Annotated in this window: 19 protein-coding genes; 8 read left to right on the forward strand and 11 right to left on the reverse strand. The window is 65.6% G+C overall.

Annotation, left to right across the window (positions count from 1 at the left end; translation table 11 throughout):
• The first annotated feature begins 20 nt into the window (after window positions 1–20).
• Entirely contained in the window at window positions 21–347 is a 327-nt protein-coding gene (locus SynM161_RS10875) for a translation initiation factor (protein WP_186541437.1), read from the forward strand.
• 31 nt (window positions 348–378) lie between these two features.
• Window positions 379–1,023 carry an adenylyl-sulfate kinase gene (gene cysC / locus SynM161_RS10880; RefSeq protein ID WP_186541438.1) on the forward strand — a complete coding sequence of 215 codons (645 nt, stop codon included), beginning with the start codon at window positions 379–381 and terminating at the stop codon, window positions 1,021–1,023.
• Here the strand turns inward: cysC and SynM161_RS10885 are convergent.
• Genes SynM161_RS10885 through purE form a run of 3 tightly spaced genes read right to left on the reverse strand, consistent with a single transcriptional unit; the run spans window position 983 to window position 3,270 of the window.
• Window positions 983–2,068 (reverse strand): AI-2E family transporter, encoded by a 1,086-nt coding sequence (locus tag SynM161_RS10885; protein ID WP_186541448.1) that lies wholly within the window; start codon window positions 2,066–2,068, stop codon window positions 983–985. The genes cysC and SynM161_RS10885 overlap by 41 nt on opposite strands.
• Window positions 2,069–2,089: 21 nt before the next feature.
• A complete protein-coding gene (locus SynM161_RS10890; RefSeq protein WP_186541449.1) occupies window positions 2,090–2,719 on the reverse strand; it encodes an oxidoreductase in 630 nt (209 codons plus the stop codon).
• Entirely contained in the window at window positions 2,716–3,270 is a 555-nt protein-coding gene (purE, locus tag SynM161_RS10895) for a 5-(carboxyamino)imidazole ribonucleotide mutase (protein WP_186541450.1), read from the reverse strand. Before purE ends, SynM161_RS10890 begins: the two co-directional genes overlap by 4 nt.
• A gap of 11 nt (window positions 3,271–3,281) precedes the next feature.
• Between purE and SynM161_RS10900 the strand changes: the two genes are divergently transcribed.
• The gene (locus tag SynM161_RS10900; RefSeq protein ID WP_255441789.1) at window positions 3,282–4,481 is read left to right on the forward strand and encodes an N-acetylglucosamine-6-phosphate deacetylase; all 1,200 of its coding nucleotides are present in this window, start codon (window positions 3,282–3,284) and stop codon (window positions 4,479–4,481) included.
• Window positions 4,482–4,508: 27 nt separating this feature from the next.
• On the forward strand, window positions 4,509–5,222 hold the full coding sequence (bchM, locus tag SynM161_RS10905; RefSeq protein ID WP_186541451.1) for a magnesium protoporphyrin IX methyltransferase: 714 nt from the start codon (window positions 4,509–4,511) through the stop codon (window positions 5,220–5,222).
• On the opposite strand, the gene SynM161_RS10910 is transcribed toward bchM, so the two are convergent.
• Genes SynM161_RS10910 through SynM161_RS10920 form a run of 3 tightly spaced genes read right to left on the reverse strand, consistent with a single transcriptional unit; the run spans window position 5,186 to window position 7,431 of the window.
• Window positions 5,186–6,145 carry an RNA pseudouridine synthase gene (locus tag SynM161_RS10910; RefSeq protein ID WP_186541452.1) on the reverse strand — a complete coding sequence of 320 codons (960 nt, stop codon included), beginning with the start codon at window positions 6,143–6,145 and terminating at the stop codon, window positions 5,186–5,188. The two genes, bchM and SynM161_RS10910, sit on opposite strands and share 37 nt — an antisense overlap.
• Window positions 6,142–6,879 carry a response regulator transcription factor gene (locus SynM161_RS10915; RefSeq protein WP_115009911.1) on the reverse strand — a complete coding sequence of 246 codons (738 nt, stop codon included), beginning with the start codon at window positions 6,877–6,879 and terminating at the stop codon, window positions 6,142–6,144. The genes SynM161_RS10910 and SynM161_RS10915 overlap by 4 nt, the downstream gene beginning before the upstream one ends.
• Before the next feature lie 39 nt (window positions 6,880–6,918).
• Entirely contained in the window at window positions 6,919–7,431 is a 513-nt protein-coding gene (locus SynM161_RS10920; protein WP_170950883.1) for a hypothetical protein, read from the reverse strand.
• 26 nt (window positions 7,432–7,457) lie between these two features.
• Between SynM161_RS10920 and SynM161_RS10925 the strand changes: the two genes are divergently transcribed.
• On the forward strand, window positions 7,458–8,630 hold the full coding sequence (locus SynM161_RS10925) for a cysteine desulfurase family protein (RefSeq protein WP_186541453.1): 1,173 nt from the start codon (window positions 7,458–7,460) through the stop codon (window positions 8,628–8,630).
• Here the strand turns inward: SynM161_RS10925 and rsmH are convergent.
• A complete protein-coding gene (rsmH, locus tag SynM161_RS10930; protein ID WP_186541454.1) occupies window positions 8,627–9,511 on the reverse strand; it encodes a 16S rRNA (cytosine(1402)-N(4))-methyltransferase RsmH in 885 nt (294 codons plus the stop codon). The genes SynM161_RS10925 and rsmH overlap by 4 nt on opposite strands.
• Before the next feature lie 54 nt (window positions 9,512–9,565).
• On the opposite strand from rsmH, the gene SynM161_RS10935 reads away from it, so the two are divergent.
• The gene (locus SynM161_RS10935; RefSeq protein WP_115009907.1) at window positions 9,566–10,750 is read left to right on the forward strand and encodes an NAD(P)H-quinone oxidoreductase subunit H; all 1,185 of its coding nucleotides are present in this window, start codon (window positions 9,566–9,568) and stop codon (window positions 10,748–10,750) included.
• 24 nt (window positions 10,751–10,774) lie between these two features.
• A complete protein-coding gene (locus tag SynM161_RS10940) occupies window positions 10,775–11,137 on the forward strand; it encodes a DUF2752 domain-containing protein (protein WP_186541455.1) in 363 nt (120 codons plus the stop codon).
• A 4-nt stretch (window positions 11,138–11,141) separates the two neighbouring features.
• Here the strand turns inward: SynM161_RS10940 and SynM161_RS10945 are convergent, their stop codons facing one another.
• Entirely contained in the window at window positions 11,142–11,819 is a 678-nt protein-coding gene (locus tag SynM161_RS10945; protein ID WP_186541456.1) for a hypothetical protein, read from the reverse strand.
• Between the two features lie 59 nt (window positions 11,820–11,878).
• Here SynM161_RS10945 and SynM161_RS10950 point away from each other — a divergent pair, with 59 nt between their 5' ends.
• On the forward strand, window positions 11,879–12,328 hold the full coding sequence (locus tag SynM161_RS10950; RefSeq protein ID WP_186541457.1) for a thioesterase family protein: 450 nt from the start codon (window positions 11,879–11,881) through the stop codon (window positions 12,326–12,328).
• Here SynM161_RS10950 and SynM161_RS10955 read toward each other — a convergent pair.
• The 3 genes from SynM161_RS10955 to menA are packed head-to-tail and all read right to left on the reverse strand — an operon-like array spanning window position 12,299 to window position 15,371.
• Window positions 12,299–13,465: an AMP-binding protein gene (locus SynM161_RS10955; protein WP_186542661.1), complete on the reverse strand. Its 1,167-nt coding sequence runs from the start codon at window positions 13,463–13,465 to the stop codon at window positions 12,299–12,301. The two genes, SynM161_RS10950 and SynM161_RS10955, sit on opposite strands and share 30 nt — an antisense overlap.
• Window positions 13,462–14,430: an o-succinylbenzoate synthase gene (gene menC, locus SynM161_RS10960; protein ID WP_186541458.1), complete on the reverse strand. Its 969-nt coding sequence runs from the start codon at window positions 14,428–14,430 to the stop codon at window positions 13,462–13,464. The genes SynM161_RS10955 and menC overlap by 4 nt, the downstream gene beginning before the upstream one ends.
• Window positions 14,427–15,371 (reverse strand): 2-carboxy-1,4-naphthoquinone phytyltransferase, encoded by a 945-nt coding sequence (gene menA / locus SynM161_RS10965; RefSeq protein ID WP_186541459.1) that lies wholly within the window; start codon window positions 15,369–15,371, stop codon window positions 14,427–14,429. The genes menC and menA overlap by 4 nt, the downstream gene beginning before the upstream one ends.
• Window positions 15,372–15,394: the final 23 nt, after the last annotated feature.

Here is a 15,394-nt window from a genome sequence, read left to right on the forward strand (position 1 = left end):
AAGCCGGTTGCGACAGGTGGATGCCGAAGGGAGGCTGGCAGGAATTCAGCAGTGCCGAGAGCCTGCAGCGACCGAGCGGCCCTGCGGCGAAGCCCGCAGCCAAGGCGCAGCAAATGGTGCGGGTGCAGCCCACCCGTGGTGGCAAAGGTGGCAAAACCGTGACGGTGATCCGGGGCCTGGAGCTGGATGCTGCAGGCTTCAAGGCGCTGCTGAAGAAGCTCAAAACACGCATCGGCAGTGGCGGGACCGCCAAGGAAGGCGTGATCGAACTGCAAGGAGATCAGGTGGATCTGGCGCTCGAGCTGCTCAGCAAGGAGGGATACCGGCCGAAACGGGCTGGGGGCTAAGGGAGAATGGCCGCCACTTCTTGCTGTGGCCATGACCGCCAGCCCCACCTACGGAGAGCTCACCAACAAAGGTGCGTCCACCAACATCGCCTGGCATGAGGCCTCCGTGGGCCGCGACGAGCGCTCGAACCAGCGTGGTCACCGCAGCGCCATTCTTTGGTTCACCGGACTCTCCGGCTCCGGCAAGAGCACCCTGGCCAATGCCGTCAACGCAGCCCTGTTCGAGCGAGGACTCGCCACCTATGTGCTGGACGGCGACAACATCCGCCACGGCCTCTGCAAAGACCTGGGCTTCTCCGATGCCGACCGTGAGGAGAACATCCGCCGCATCGGTGAAGTGGCCAAGCTGTTCCTGGATGCGGGCGTGATCGTGCTGACCGCCTTTGTGTCGCCCTTCCGTGCAGACCGGGACAAGGCCCGGGACCTGGTGGAGGACGGTGACTTCCTCGAGGTGTTCTGCGCCGCAGACCTCGAGGTCTGCGAATCCCGCGACCCCAAAGGCCTCTACGCCAAGGCACGGGCGGGGCAGATCAAGGAATTCACCGGCATCTCCAGCCCCTACGAAGCACCGGAAACGCCCGAACTGAAGATCGACACCGGCAAGCAGGATCTGGCCGACTCCGTGGAGCTGGTAATCAAAGCGCTCCAGGAGCGTGGGGTGATTCCGGCCGCCTGAGGTCGACGTCACCAGCCCTGGCGGCATCCGCCAGGGTTTTGATGCAACTGGCCACCGGCACCGCCAACAGCAGGCCCAGCAGATCGCCCACGCCATAGAGGGCGCCCACTCGGGCGCCAACGGGCAAGGCGATCAGCAACCAGGCCGGTTGCAACCCCACGATGCTGCCCATCAGCCGCGGTTGGATCACCTGATCCACGATCTGACCGACCACAATCGCCGCGGCAAGCAACTCAAGGCCTGTGCGCGGGTCCTGAACCGCCAGCACCGCACTCACCGAGACGATCGACACGGCACTGGCATAGGGCACCAGGGTGGTGAAGCCGATCAGCACGGCGAACAAGACGCCGTAGGGAATGTTCAGGGCGGTGAACACCAGGAGCTGACCACCACTGAGGATCAGAGCCAACACCACCTGACCGGCGAAATAGCCGCGAAAGGTGCGCTCGAGGGTCGTCTGCACCAGATCCCGCCAACGGTCGGGCAGCCAACGGGCCAGACCGTCGACGATCGGATCTGCCCCAAGCAGCAGGAAGACCGCCAACACCAGCACGATCACCACATTGATCGTGGTGCCCACCGTGGCCCCCAACAGGCCCAAAAGGCGTTGACTCAACTGCGTCGCCAAACGGCTGAACTGGGCCACCAGATCGCTGCTGAGATCAGCGAAATCCGTCGGCAGGCCATGGTCCAGCGCCCAGAGCTGACCCCGATCGATCCACTGCTCCGCCGCCGTAAGCAGAGACGGCGAGGCAGTAAGCAATTGGCTGAGCTGTTCGATCAGAAGCGGCACGAGGGCCACAGCCGCCCAGGCCAAGAGCCCCAAGGTCAGCAGGACCACGCTGACGATGGCCCAGGCGCGGGGAAGACCCCGTTGCGCGAGCCAGCGGCAGGGCAGATCCAACAAAAATGCGATCAAAGCCGCGGTGAGGAACAACCCGGGAAATGGAGCGAACTGCACCAGCAAACGCTTCAGCACAAAGGCGTTCAAGCCCAGTACAGGCAGCAGAAGACCAAGCCGCAACCAGGCCGGCCAGGGCGTCATCGAAACGATGAAGCGAATCGGTTAGTGCTGCTCAAAGGAAGCCGGCTTGGAGGCTGAACTGACGTAATGGCACCAAAAACTGAGCCAGGCGGCAATCCCAAGGAACTTGAATCCCTCTTCAAAGATCTGCACCGTCTCGTAAGAATTCGGCCACAGCCACTGGAGTTCATCGGTCAGAACCGACAGACCCAACAACACCACTGACATGAGAAAGGTGTCACCACCGAAACGCCGCAGAGGGCCACGGAATCGGAACAACAGCAACCCGGTAAAAAAGGCGTATGTGATGTACAAAAACAACTGGCCCAGATAGCGGTCATGCACCAAGAACATGTCGTCCAGGCAGAGCCAGAGCGAAAAACCACCCCCACAGAAGGCGAATTGACGGTTCAAAACGGAGCCTTGGATTTGCCGGGTGGACGCTGCGAATAGAGCAATGGCCGCGGCCGCCATCCAGAGCAAATAGCCCACGCTGGAAAGGAAACCTTCGCCAAGAGGTGCCTTACAGGACTGGGCCAAATCCCTCAATACCAATTTGGCGCTGATGCCCTCTGAGGCGCTCCAAACCAGCGCAACCGCATAAACAACAAGCGCCGGAACCACCGCCCAAAGCAGCGTGGATCGCAGGGTGGAACGAACGGGAACACTCATGAATTCATCCGGAAGAGGTAATCCGTGCTGCCCAGATCAACCAGGCGCGCATCCTTGGCGACCACAGCATCGTGGAGGCTGCTGCGGTACTCATCAAGTTTCTGAGCCAAGCCAGCGTCGCCCACCGAGAGGATCTGCGCCGCCAGCAAGCCGGCATTGAGTCCTCCACCGATGGCGACGGTGGCCACAGGAATCCCCCCCGGCATCTGCACGATCGAGTGGAGGGAATCAACCCCGGACAGCGCCCGGCTTTTCACCGGAACGCCGATCACAGGCAGCGTGGTGAGCGCGGCCACCATGCCGGGGAGATGGGCGGCCCCGCCGGCGCCGGCGACGATCACCCCAAACCCCTGACCCCGGGCCGCTTGAGCAAAGTTCACCATCTCCAAGGGGGTGCGATGGGCCGAGAGCACCCGAACCTCCACCTCCACCCCCAGCTCGCGCAGGATGGCGGCGGCGGGTTCCATGGTGGGCAGGTCAGAGTCACTGCCCATCACAACGGCAACACGGGGAAGCACTGGCGGCACAACGCAGAGGGGCAAGACTGCCATCGTCTCCCCCCATGGCTGCAGAAGCCAGTGTTGCGTTGATGCACCGGATCACCAACATTCGACTGCCGGGTCCCCTGCCGGGGGACGGAGACCAGCGCTATGCCATCGAACTGGACGAACAGGGTCGGATCTGCCGCATCGAGGCGATGGGCGGCGTGGCTCAACAAGTTGCGCAACAGGAGGCTCAACAAACTGATGCGGACTGGAACGGCAACTGGCTCAGCCCCCGGGGTGTGGACCTGCAGATCAACGGCGGGCTGGGACTGGCCTTCCCGGAACTGAGCGAGGCAGATCTGCCCCGGCTGGTGCAACTCCTTGAGCTGTTGTGGCGCGATGGGGTCGAAGCCATCGCCCCGACCCTGGTGACCTGTGGCATCGCGCCGCTGCGCCGGGCCCTGGCCGTGCTGCGGCAAGCGCGGGACCTGCATCAACCCGGCCGTTGCCGGCTGCTGGGGGCCCATCTGGAGGGCCCCTTTCTGGCCGCAGCCCGCCGCGGTGCCCATCCCCGTGAACACCTGGCCAGCCCCAGCCTGGAGGCTCTCGAGGAACGAATCGGTGGGTTCGAAACGGAGATTGCCTTGGTCACCCTGGCCCCCGAACTGGAGGGAGCCGCTGCGGTGATCGGGCGACTGCGGGAGCTGGGCATCAGCGCGGCCCTGGGGCACAGCGCCGCCACGGCCGAACAGGCCAGCACCGGGTTCGATCAGGGGGTGGCCATGCTCACCCACGCCTTCAATGCCATGCCTGGGTTGCACCACCGGGCACCCGGCCCTCTTGGGGAAGCCTGCAGGCGTGGAGGGGTGGCCCTGGGGCTGATCGCCGATGGCGTGCACGTGCACCCCACGATGGCGATGCTGTTGCAACGGCTGGCACCGGAGCAGACGGTGCTGGTGAGCGATGCGCTGGCCCCCTACGGCCTGGCCGACGGGGAGCACCGCTGGGACGAGCGGGTGCTGCTGGTGGAGAACGGCACCTGCCGCCTCGATGACGGCACCCTGGCGGGAGTGACCCTGCCGCAACTGGAGGGGGTGAAACGGCTGGCCCGCTGGAGTGAAGCCCCCGGTGCTGCGATCTGGAGCGCCACGGTGGCACCGCGGCGGGTGATCGGCGATGCAACGGGGTGCATGGATGCCCTGATGGGACGGCCACTGACGCAACTGCTGCGCTGGCAGCTGAAGGAGGGTGAGCTGCACTGGGCCTGCGCTGCTTAGGATCCCGCCGACGCAAACCCTTCCGCCATGGCCCCCGATCAGCTGCTGGAGCAGAAACAGGCCGAGAAAAAGGAAGTGAAGGGCTACTTCGAAACCACGGGTTTCGACCGCTGGAACCGCATCTACAGCGACAGCGACGACGTGAACAAGGTGCAGCGCAACATCCGCATCGGTCACCAGAAGACCGTGGATGAGGTGCTGGCCTGGATCAAGGAGAGCGGTGAACTCAGCCAGGCGAGCTTCTGCGACGCGGGCTGCGGTGTTGGCAGCCTGAGCCTGCCGCTGGCGGCGATGGGGGCCGGTTCCATCAGCGCCAGCGACATTTCCGAGGCCATGGCCCAGGAAGCCGAGCGCCGGGCCCGCGAGGCCGGCCTCGACATGGCCAAGCTGAATTTCTTCGCCAGCGACCTGGAAAGCCTGAGCGGCTCCTTCCACACGGTGTGCTGCCTGGATGTGTTCATCCACTACCCCCAGCAACCGGCCGAGGAGATGGTGAAGCACCTCTGCAGCCTCACTGAAGAGCGGCTGATCGTGAGCTTTGCGCCCTACACCCCGCTGCTGGCGCTGTTGAAGGGCATCGGCCAGCTGTTCCCCGGCCCCAGCAAAACCACCCGGGCCTACACCCTCAAGGAAGACGGCATCGTGAAGGCAGCCGAAGCCTGCGGCTTCAAGCTGGTGCGCCGCAGCCTGAACAAGGCCCCCTTCTACTTCTCGCGTTTGATCGAGTTCCGCAAGGCCTGATCTCCCTCACTCGGGGGATCCACCAGGAGGTTGAGCTCCCTCAAGTGAGGGAGACCCGAAAGCCGCCAGGCATGCAGCCGATAGCCCCCATCACCGGGCGTTGCGGTGGCTGAAATCTCGCGATTCATCAGATAGAGCGGATCACCCAGCAAGGGGCTGCCCAGCTGCGCCAGATGAATACGGATTTGATGCGGCCGTCCGGTGGTGATCGTCACCTGCAGGCGATCGCCCTCGGCCCTGCGCTCCAACAGCTCCAGCTCGGAGTGGGCTGAGAGCCGTTTGCGGATCGGCGCATCGTCGAACGGTTCCGGCCCCCAGATCCAGCCCAAGAGTGGATGCGGCCGTTCCACCACATCACTGCTCACCGTCAGGCACTGCCCCAACTCCAACCCCGGCACCCGCTGGCTCCAGGCCTGATACACCTTGCGGCAAGCGCCGTCGGGCCGGAACTGCTTCGACCAAAGGGCACGGGTCTGCGGCGTGCGGGCACACACCTGCAGGCCGGAGGTGAAGCGCCCCAGGCGGTGCACCGGCCGGGCCCCGGTGGGTTCAAGCAAGGCCGTGAGCGTGTGGTGCAGGAAGCCACCACCGGGCATCACCGGCAAACCGGAAGGCTTGTTGATCACCAACAGGTCGCCGTCGTCGTGGATCGTCTCCCATTGATCGGGGATCGCCTGCTCCAACCAGGGCGGACGCCGCCAACAGAGGGTCTCACCGCCCTGCAAGGCTCGATCAACGGCCAGCAGCGCTCCGTTCCAATCCAGCTCACCGGCGGCGATCCGCTGCTGCCACAACACAGCATCAGAGTGGCGGTAGCGATCCGCCAGCCATTCGCTCACCAAGATGCCGGCAGCGGACCGCGGCACCCGGTCGCGGTAGGTCCAACCATTGTTGAACGCCGCCTCGCGCCAGCCCGCCTTCAAGTCACCAGACGGTGCTCCAGGGCATAGCGCACCAATTCCGTGCGGCTGGAGGTGCCCGTCTTGTTGAACAACCGGCTCACGTACTTCTCCACGTTGCGGATCGACGTCTCCAGTTGCCGGGCAATCTCCTTGTTCATCAATCCTTCCGCCACCAGCTGCAGCACACTCGCCTCCCGCGGCGTGAAGCTGTGCACCACCGGCTCGGTGGAGGGCAACGCTTCGGCCTGGGCCAGCAGCGAACGGATCTCGGTGATCTGCTTGGCCATCTGGCCCATATCGGTATCCGCAAAGCGCGCTGCCTCCTGCAGCAGCCGTTGCTGGCGCTGGGCCACGTTGCGCACCCGCGCCACCAGCTCATCGGGATCGAACGGCTTGGGGATGTAGTCATCCACCCCGGCCAGATAGCCCTGGGTGCGGTCCGCCGTCATGCCCTTGGCGGTGAGGAAAATCACCGGGGTGCCACCAAGCCGTTCATCGGCGCGCAACTTCTGCAGCAGGCCATAGCCATCAAGCCGCGGCATCATCACGTCGCTGATCACCACATCCGGCAGCATCTGCTGCGCCTTGGCGAAGCCTTCCTCCCCGTCCACCGCGGTGGTCACCTCAAAGCCTTCGTCTTCCAGATAGGCCTGCACCGCCGTGCGCAGACCGGGCTCGTCGTCCACCAGCAACAGACGCGGGGCGGGCGCCGCGGCCTCTACGGATTCAGCGGTGGGGGTGGGCGCGTCGCTCATGGCTGGAATCGCTCTGGCAGCAATGTATGGAGAGCACGCTCAACGGGCCAGTGCGGGTAACTGCTCCTGCTGTTCGGGAATCAGGGTGGAAAAGCCCAGATCCAGAGCCTTCTGACGCAACGTGGCAGGGTCGGTTCCCGCCACCTCCGGCACGCAGGCTGCCCACCACACCAGGTGATCCTCCCGATTCACGTCCGTAATCGGACCGCCAGGGTTGAGGGTGCGCACGTAAACCGTCGACGGCGTGCGTTTCACCCGCAAGGGCTTCTCTGGGGAGCAATTGACGCTCTCCACATAGACGTTGAGATCCGACGCCGACTCCTCCCACAGGCTGTAGCTACGGGTGTCGGGATTGGACGAGGCTGGTTTCACCGCGTAAATCCCGATCGACAGGGTGCCGACGGGAGCAGGGCGTTCGATCAGCACCTTGAGATCGGCTGGCCGCGATTGCCGCATCTGCTCCAGCACCTGCTCACGGTCGAAGCCACTGGCGGGTTGCAGGCACACCAGCCCGCCCAGGCCCAGCAGTGCCATTGGCAATCGCAGACCCATGCCAGTGCCGTTCGCAATGCAGCACCATGATCGCAACATCTGCCTGCATCGTCCTGAGCGGCTCGGCTCTCGCCTTTGATTTCCAGGCCACCACCCCCTGTGCGGCTGAGGTGGTGGAGGCGATGGCGCCGTTCTGGAGTGCGGACTGGGGCAATCCCTCCAGCCGCCAGCATCGGCTCGGCCTCAACGCCTCTGCCGCGGTGAACGTGGCGCGGCGCCAGCTTTCGGAAGCGGTGGGAGTGAGCCCGGAACGACTGGTGTTCACCAGCGGTGCCACGGAAGCCAACAACCTGGCGCTGCTGGGCCATGCCCGCGCCCTGGGGAGCGGCCATCTGATCAGCGTGGCCACCGAACACCACGCCGTGCTGGATCCACTCCAGCAACTGCAACGGGAAGGCTTCAGCGTCACCCTGCTGACCCCAGGCCCCGATGGACTGATCAGCCCTGAGCAGCTGGAGGCGGCGATTACCCCCGAAACGCGGCTGGTGAGCGTGATGGCGGCCAACAACGAAATCGGCGTGCTCCAGCCGCTCGAGCAACTGGGAACGATTTGCCGCCGCCATGGCATCACCCTGCACAGCGATGGAGCCCAGGCCTTCGGGACGCTGCCGCTGGCCCCTGATGCCTTGGGGGTTGACCTGCTCAGCCTCAGTGCCCACAAGCTCTACGGGCCCAAGGGCATTGGCGCCCTGGTGCTGCGGGAGGACATCGCCATCGAACCGCTGCAGTGGGGGGGCGGCCAGGAAGCCGGGCTCCGGGCCGGCACCCTGCCCACAGCCTTGATCGTGGGCTTTGCCGCCGCCGCCCGCCTTGCGCTGCAGGAGCAGGAGCAGCGCAACAGCCACCTACAGCACCTGCGCGATCAGCTGTGGGAGGGCCTGCAGCAGCGCCTCCCTGGCGTGCTGCTCAATGGGGCCCTGCAGCCGCGCCTGCCCCACAACCTCAACATCAGCCTGCCCGGGGTGAACGGCAGCCACCTGCACCGGGCCCTGCGCCCGCACCTGGCCTGCAGCAGCGGCTCCGCCTGCAGCAACGGTGCCCCGTCCCACGTGCTCCAGGCGATCGGTCGCTCGCGGGCAGAAGCCGAAGCCTCCCTGCGGCTCAGCCTGGGGCGCGAGACCACATCCGGCGACGTGGATCAGGCCATCACAGCGATCACCGACGCCGCAACTGCCACCGGGTTCTTCAGCGGTCGCTAAACAGGGGCCAAACGCTGGGCCACACGCCATTTGGCACTGCGGCTGCGGGGGTTGGCCTCCTCCTCCTGCTCGGTGGCCACCACCGGCTTACGGGTGATCCGCTGCAAGCGCTCATCGCGCAGGAAGGCGGTCTTGACGCGGCGGTCTTCCAGGGAATGGAAGCTGATGATTCCCAGAAGCCCCTCGGGCTCGAGCCAGTCGGGGGCCTGCTGCAGCAGGCGATCGAGCACCCCCAGCTCATCGTTCACCGCAATCCGCAGGGCCTGGAAGGTGCGGGTGGCGGGGTGAATCCGTCCCCGCCGCGCCTTGGGTGGATAGCAACCGGCCACGGCGTAGGCCAAGGCCGCGGTGCCCTCATAGGAGCCCTTCTCCTTGAGGTCGGCTTTGATCCGCCGGGCGATACGACGGGAGAGCCGCTCCTCCCCGTAGCCATAGATCAGATCCGCAAGCTCGTTCTCCTCCAGGCGATCGATCAGCTCAGCCGCAGTCTCCCCCTCACCGCCGGCATTCATCCGCATGTCCAAGGGACCATCGAGGCGAAAACTGAAGCCCCGCTCCGCCACATCCAGCTGCGGGCTGCTCACCCCCAGATCCGCCAGCACCATCACGGCGGGCTCGGGCGGCACATAGTCGGCAAAGTTGGTGGCCACGATCGAGACGCGATCACCGAAGGGGGCCAGACGCTCCGCCGCCGCGGCCCGAGCCGTGGCGTCCTGGTCCAGTCCGATCAGGCGCAGGCCGGGATGCTGTTCCAGCAACAGGGCGCTGTGGCCGCCGCCGCCAAGGGTGGCGTCGATCAACAGGCCATCCGGACGGGGGATCTGCCGGGCCGCATCCAGCACCGCATCGGCCAGCACGGGCACATGGCTGAAGGGGGGCACAAGCCACAGGCGAAGACTCCTTAAGATCTACTCATCGATCGGACCACCGCTCCCATGACGCAGCTGGAAACGCGCACGGAGCCCATGGTGGTGAACTTCGGGCCCCACCACCCCTCCATGCACGGGGTGCTGCGGCTCGTGGTCACCCTCGATGGTGAGGACGTGGTCGACTGCGAACCGGTGATCGGTTACCTCCATCGCGGCATGGAGAAGATCGCCGAGAACCGCACGAACGTGATGTTCGTGCCCTACGTGAGCCGCATGGACTATGCGGCGGGGATGTTCTACGAGGCGATCGTGGTGAACGCCCCGGAAAAACTGGCGAACATCCCGGTGCCCAAGCGGGCGAGCTACATCCGGGTGCTGATGCTGGAACTCAACCGCATCGCCAACCACCTGCTCTGGCTTGGACCCTTCCTGGCAGACGTGGGGGCCCAGACCCCGTTCTTCTACATCTTCCGCGAGCGGGAGATGATCTACGACCTCTGGGAAGCCGCCACCGGCCAGCGGCTAATCAACAACAACTATTTCCGCATCGGCGGCGTCGCCGCTGATCTGCCCTGGGGATGGCTGGAGAAATGCCGTGATTTCTGTGACTGGTTCGGCCCCAAGATCGACGAATACGAAAAGCTGATCACCAACAACCCGATTTTCCGGCGCCGGATTGAAGGGTTGGGAACGATCGAGAAGGAGGACGCCATCAACTGGAGCCTCTCCGGACCGATGCTGCGCGCTTCCGGCGTGCCCTGGGATCTCCGCAAGGTGGATCACTACGAGTGCTACGACGACTTCGACTGGCAGGTGGCCTGGGAAAAGGAAGGCGACTGCTACGCCCGCTATCGCGTGCGCATCGAAGAAATGCGCCAGTCGCTCAAGATCCTGCGCCAGGCCTGCGACATGATCCCCGGCGGACCCACCGAAAACCTCGAGGCCAAGCGCCTCAACGAAGGCAAGGGCAGCGACGCTGCAGGTTTCGACTTCCAGTACGTGGCCAAGAAGGTGGCGCCGACCTTCAAGATCCCCAACGGCGAGCTCTACACCCGGCTGGAATCAGGCAAGGGAGAGATCGGCGTGTTCATCCAGGGCAACAACGACGTCACCCCCTGGCGCTTCAAGATCCGCGCTGCCGACAGCAACAACCTGCAGATCCTTCCCCACATCCTCAAGGGACACAAGGTGGCCGACATCATGGCCATCCTCGGTTCCATCGACGTGATCATGGGATCGGTGGACCGCTGATCTCTGAACCGGTTTCTGCGGCGGTTGCAACGCGCGGGCTATCTGCTGCCCGCAACCGTGACCGGTGCGTTATGGCTGAAGGGCTTGCATCCAGGGATACCCGGCCTCAGCTGCCCGCTTCGCGCCCTCACTGGCGTGCCCTGCCCCACCTGCTTTCTGACCCGAGCAATAAGCACAGCACTCACCGGTGATCTGGGCGGATCGCTGCAATGGCATCTGTTTGGCCCCATTGCCGCCCTGGGGCTGGTGTTCTGGAGTGTGCTGGCGCTCCAGCAACGGCGTCTCATCCCCAGAGGTCTTCCCCTCTGGCCCCTGCCGTTGGTGGCTGGAGGGTTGATCAGCTACTGGCTGCTGCGCCTGAGCACCAACAGCTGGCCCAGCGGCTGAGCGATCAGCGCAACAGTCCGCGCTGATAGGCGACGTTCTGAAGGAAGAAGCTGGCCATGGGAATCACCACAAAGCCCCCCAGACCGCAGGTCGCCAGGGTCAGCAGCCCCACAACGATGCCCGTCAACACCTCGAGCCCCACGAAGCTCAAGCCGTTTTCCGAGCGATACACCACCTGAAACGACTGAGAGAAGGCTTCACCGATGCCCATGTCGGTGACGAAGATGCGATTCACAAACACCGGCGTCACCAACGCCACGGCAATCCCGGGAAGGATGCAAAGCAGAAAGCCGATGGTGGTGATCAGCGAAAAGAACAGCCCCGCCAGCACATAACGCCACCAACGGCCGGTGAGCAGCTGAGCGGCCGTTGAAATCGTCACCACCTCACCGCGCTCGTAATAAAGGGCAGGAACGGCCACCAACAGCACCGACAACAGGCTGGCGAGGATGGAGAAAGGCAACTGAACCAATTGGGCGAGAACCGCTCCGAGCCCCAATGCCGCATCACTGCTGCCGATGATTGACGACACAGCAACGATGATCAGGCCATAGGCCAGAACAGCCAACAGCGACAGCACGATCGAGCCCACCCAGCTCACCAGCACCACAGGGATGTGCTGCAGGAAGGCCTGCCAGGCCTTCTGAATGGACGGAGGCTCGAAGGCGATCGGCGCGGCCATGGTTCGGGCGGGATTTCTGTCAGGGTGACAGTCGGCACCGGCTTGAACAACACATCGCCATGACCTCTGCCCCCTGGCTGGAGCTGAGCCGAACCGTGCGCTTCAGCGACACCGACGCCGCCGGTGTGATGCACTTCCAGCAGCTGCTGGGCTGGTGCCACCAGGCCTGGGAGGAAAGCCTGGAACGCTTCGGCCTGCCGGCCGGTTCAGTCTTCCCTGGCGGCCGCGGGGAGCAACCGAGCGTGGCCTTGCCGATCGTGCACTGCCATGCCGATTTCCGCGCCCCGGTGCAGGTGGGCGACAAGCTGCTGATCCGCCTGGAACCGGAACGGCTCGATCTCAGCAGTTTTGCGGTGAACAGCCAAGTGCTGCTGGAGGAGCAGCTGGTGGCCCAAGGCTGCCTGCGTCATGTGGCCATCGACGCCCAAACCCGGCTCCGCTGTGCCCTGCCCGATGGCGTGGACCGTTGGCTGGAAGCATCAAGCCTCGGCCGCATCCAACCGCTCTAACCACTCTCGCCAGCGCTGACGCTGCCATTTCCCCAGCGCGGAGAGGGCCAGGTCGGGGCACAACAGCCAACGCCGTGGTGTCTCCGCCGGCGGCCAAGGCCGAGTGAGGGCCTCAAGCCGCTGCAGCACCTCTGGGTCAGAACTGCCCACCAAGGCCACCAGCCGCTGCCCCCACTCCGGATCATCTACAGCAAGAAGCAGCACGGCACTCACCGGCAGCGATGCCGCCTGCAGCGCCGCCATCAAACGCTGCTCCAGCTGCTCGGGGAACACGGTTTCCCCCCCGGAGTGGATGGCTCCATCGATGCGCCCGGCAATCTGAAGGCTTGGGGTCAACGCGGCCTGATCCCCGGAGCGCCACCAGCCATCGCCATCCCCGAGCGATTCCCACCGATCCGGCTGATCAGCCCGCCAACAACCCAGCGCCAACCGATCAGTGCGCACCTCAAGCGCCCCATCAGCGGCCAGCCGCAGCTCCACATCCACCAGCGGGTCCCCACACCCGGGCTCGCCGGCCAAAAAGCGGTCCGGCGGGAGCGCCGCCACCATCGCCGCCGTCTCCGTGGACCCGTAACAGGGCGCCAGCGGCAGCTGCAAGGCACGCGCCTGATCCGCCAGCGGAGACGGGAGAGCCGCACCACCGATCCAGATCAGCTGCAGCTGCTGTAAGAAGGCCACCCCATCGGGATGGGCCAGCAGGCGCGCCAGCTGCGTGGGCACCAAGGACAGCACGGCAGGATTCGTCTCCCAAGCGGGCAGGCCCTGGCAGAACGCGAGCAGTTCGGCGGGGGTTTTCATCAACCCCGGCTCCAGTTGCTGATGCCCCGCGCCCCAGCAGCGGGCGCGCCAACAAGGCATCAGACCACTCACATGGGCCAGCGGCAGAGGATTGAGCAGCAGGGTGGAGGCGGGGTCCACGCCGATGCCCGTCAACCAATGGGCGGTGGCGGCGGCCGAACGGTCCAGATGAAGCGAGGGCTGGGCGCAGCAACGGCTGCCGCCACTGCTGCCACCACTGCGCACCAGCACCCCCGGTCCCGGCGGCAGCTGATCAATGGGCGCCGCTTCCGCCTCAGGTGACAGGGCCACCCACTGCCCCGCCGCCAGCCCCTGCTCCAGCCGCTCGAGCTCGCTCATGCCGCCGCGGCCCAGACCCGCTCTGGATCGTTGGAGAACATCGGCCCCGCTGGCGTCCAACCGGGGGCCAGGCCCGGTGCTGCCGGCGTGGGGCCCTGGGCCTGAAGACCGGCCAAATGCTCCAGCCAGCGCCGACCGATGCCGGTTTCAAACGCCGTGCTCAGCATCCGTTGGGGCAGCCCCGCCTGCAGCTCCCGCAACAGCAGGCGGGGATCGCCCTCCAGCGCAGGCCGACGCACCTGCCAGCCGCTCCAGCTACTACGCAGCTCGGGGTGCTGGTGGAGGGATTCATCGAGGGCCACCGGCCCCAGCGCCGCCAACTGCTCCAGGCCGGCTTGATCCTCCACCGCCAGCGGCTGCTCCAACCAGTCCAAGCGAGGGTCATCGCGCAACCGCTGCATCCAGACCTCAGCCGTGCTGCGATCCCAGCCGCCGTTGGCATCCAGACGCAGCCGGGCCGTGGGCGGCAGACGCTGGAGCAGCTGCTCGAGCAGCTGACGCTCCAGGCCATCCGGCGCCGTGGCCACCTTCCACTTGAAGGTGCAGTTCTCCAAGCCACCCATCGATGCCGCAGCAACCTCCAGGGCCGAAAGCATCGCCTCGCCAGCTGGCAGCAACAGCGCCGGGGCAGGGGCCTTCAGCCAGCCCTGGGGCGCAGCAGCACCCACCACACCCTGCAGCTCCGCCAAGGCCGCCCCAAGGCCAAAACCCAATGGCCCCGGGGCCTCCCGCAACACAGCCTCCAGCTGAGCCTGAGGAAGCTCGTCCGGCACCGAAGCGAGGGCCTGCTCACAGGCCATGAACTGCTGCGGCTGCAGCGGAGCCACTTCGCCCCAGCCCACGGCCCCCTGCTCGTCATCCAGCCGCAGCAACCAGCCACAACGCTCCCGCAGCTCGCCGGCAGCCGTGCGCAGCGGCTGCAGCAGGGCAAAGCGGAAGCGGCGACGCTGAAGCCGGAGCGTCATCCGCCCGTCCAGACGCGCGCCAGAGCCAGGCCCGCACTCATCCCCAGACCATTCCAGCCCTGGAAGCGCAGGGCCAGAAACTTACTGCCACTGATCAGCTCCGGCCTGTCGTGGTGGCGCTGGAGCAGACGCATCAGCTGCACACCGGCAGGAAGGCCGAGAGCGCTCAACAACACCGTCGGAGGCCAGTCTCCGTGCAGCACGGGCACCCACTCCAACGCCAGCGTCAAGGCCACAAACCAGGGCACCAAAGCCGCCGCCCGGGCCGTGCCCAGACGCACCACCGGCGAGCGTTTGCCATGGGCGGCGTCCTCCTCCACCTGATGGAAGTGGGAGCAGAACAACACCAGGGTGGTCGCCAGGGCGGGGCCTGATCCCAAGATCCAGGCCGTGCCCCAAGGGATTGATGCTGCCCCCCGGGGCTGCAGCACCACAAGGGCCGCTGCGGTGGCAAAAGGCCCAAAGGCCAGCCAGCACAGGGGCTCACCCAGGCCGCGGTAGCCCAGGCGGAACGGCGGGCCCTGATACACGTAACCCAGGCCGCAGCACACCAACACCAAGGCCAGCACGGCCTGGCTGCTGTTCCAGGCCAACCCGGCCATCACCAGCAAGCCCAGCACCAGAGCAGCGGTCGCCCCCAGGGCGACACGGTCCCGGCGGCCGGTGAGGTTCACCACGGAATGGGGTTTACCGGTGGCATCCACACCCGTGGCCGCGTCAAAAACATCGTTGCTGAGGTTTTCCCAAAGCAACAGCAGGATGGCCGCCAGCACAAAGCCCCCCAACTGGAGCCAGCGCAGGGAGCCCGCCACCCCGAACTGCCATCCAGCCGCCAGCAGCACAGGCATCACGGCAACGGAATACATCGGCCACTTGATCGCTGCCTTCCACAAACGGCGCCGATCGGCGTAACGGGATGCGACAGCCTGCGGCTCAGACATGGACAGGACCCGTTCCCGCAGGG

The organism is Synechococcus sp. M16.1 (assembly GCF_014279895.1).
In the GTDB taxonomy this organism is placed as follows: domain Bacteria; phylum Cyanobacteriota; class Cyanobacteriia; order PCC-6307; family Cyanobiaceae; genus Parasynechococcus.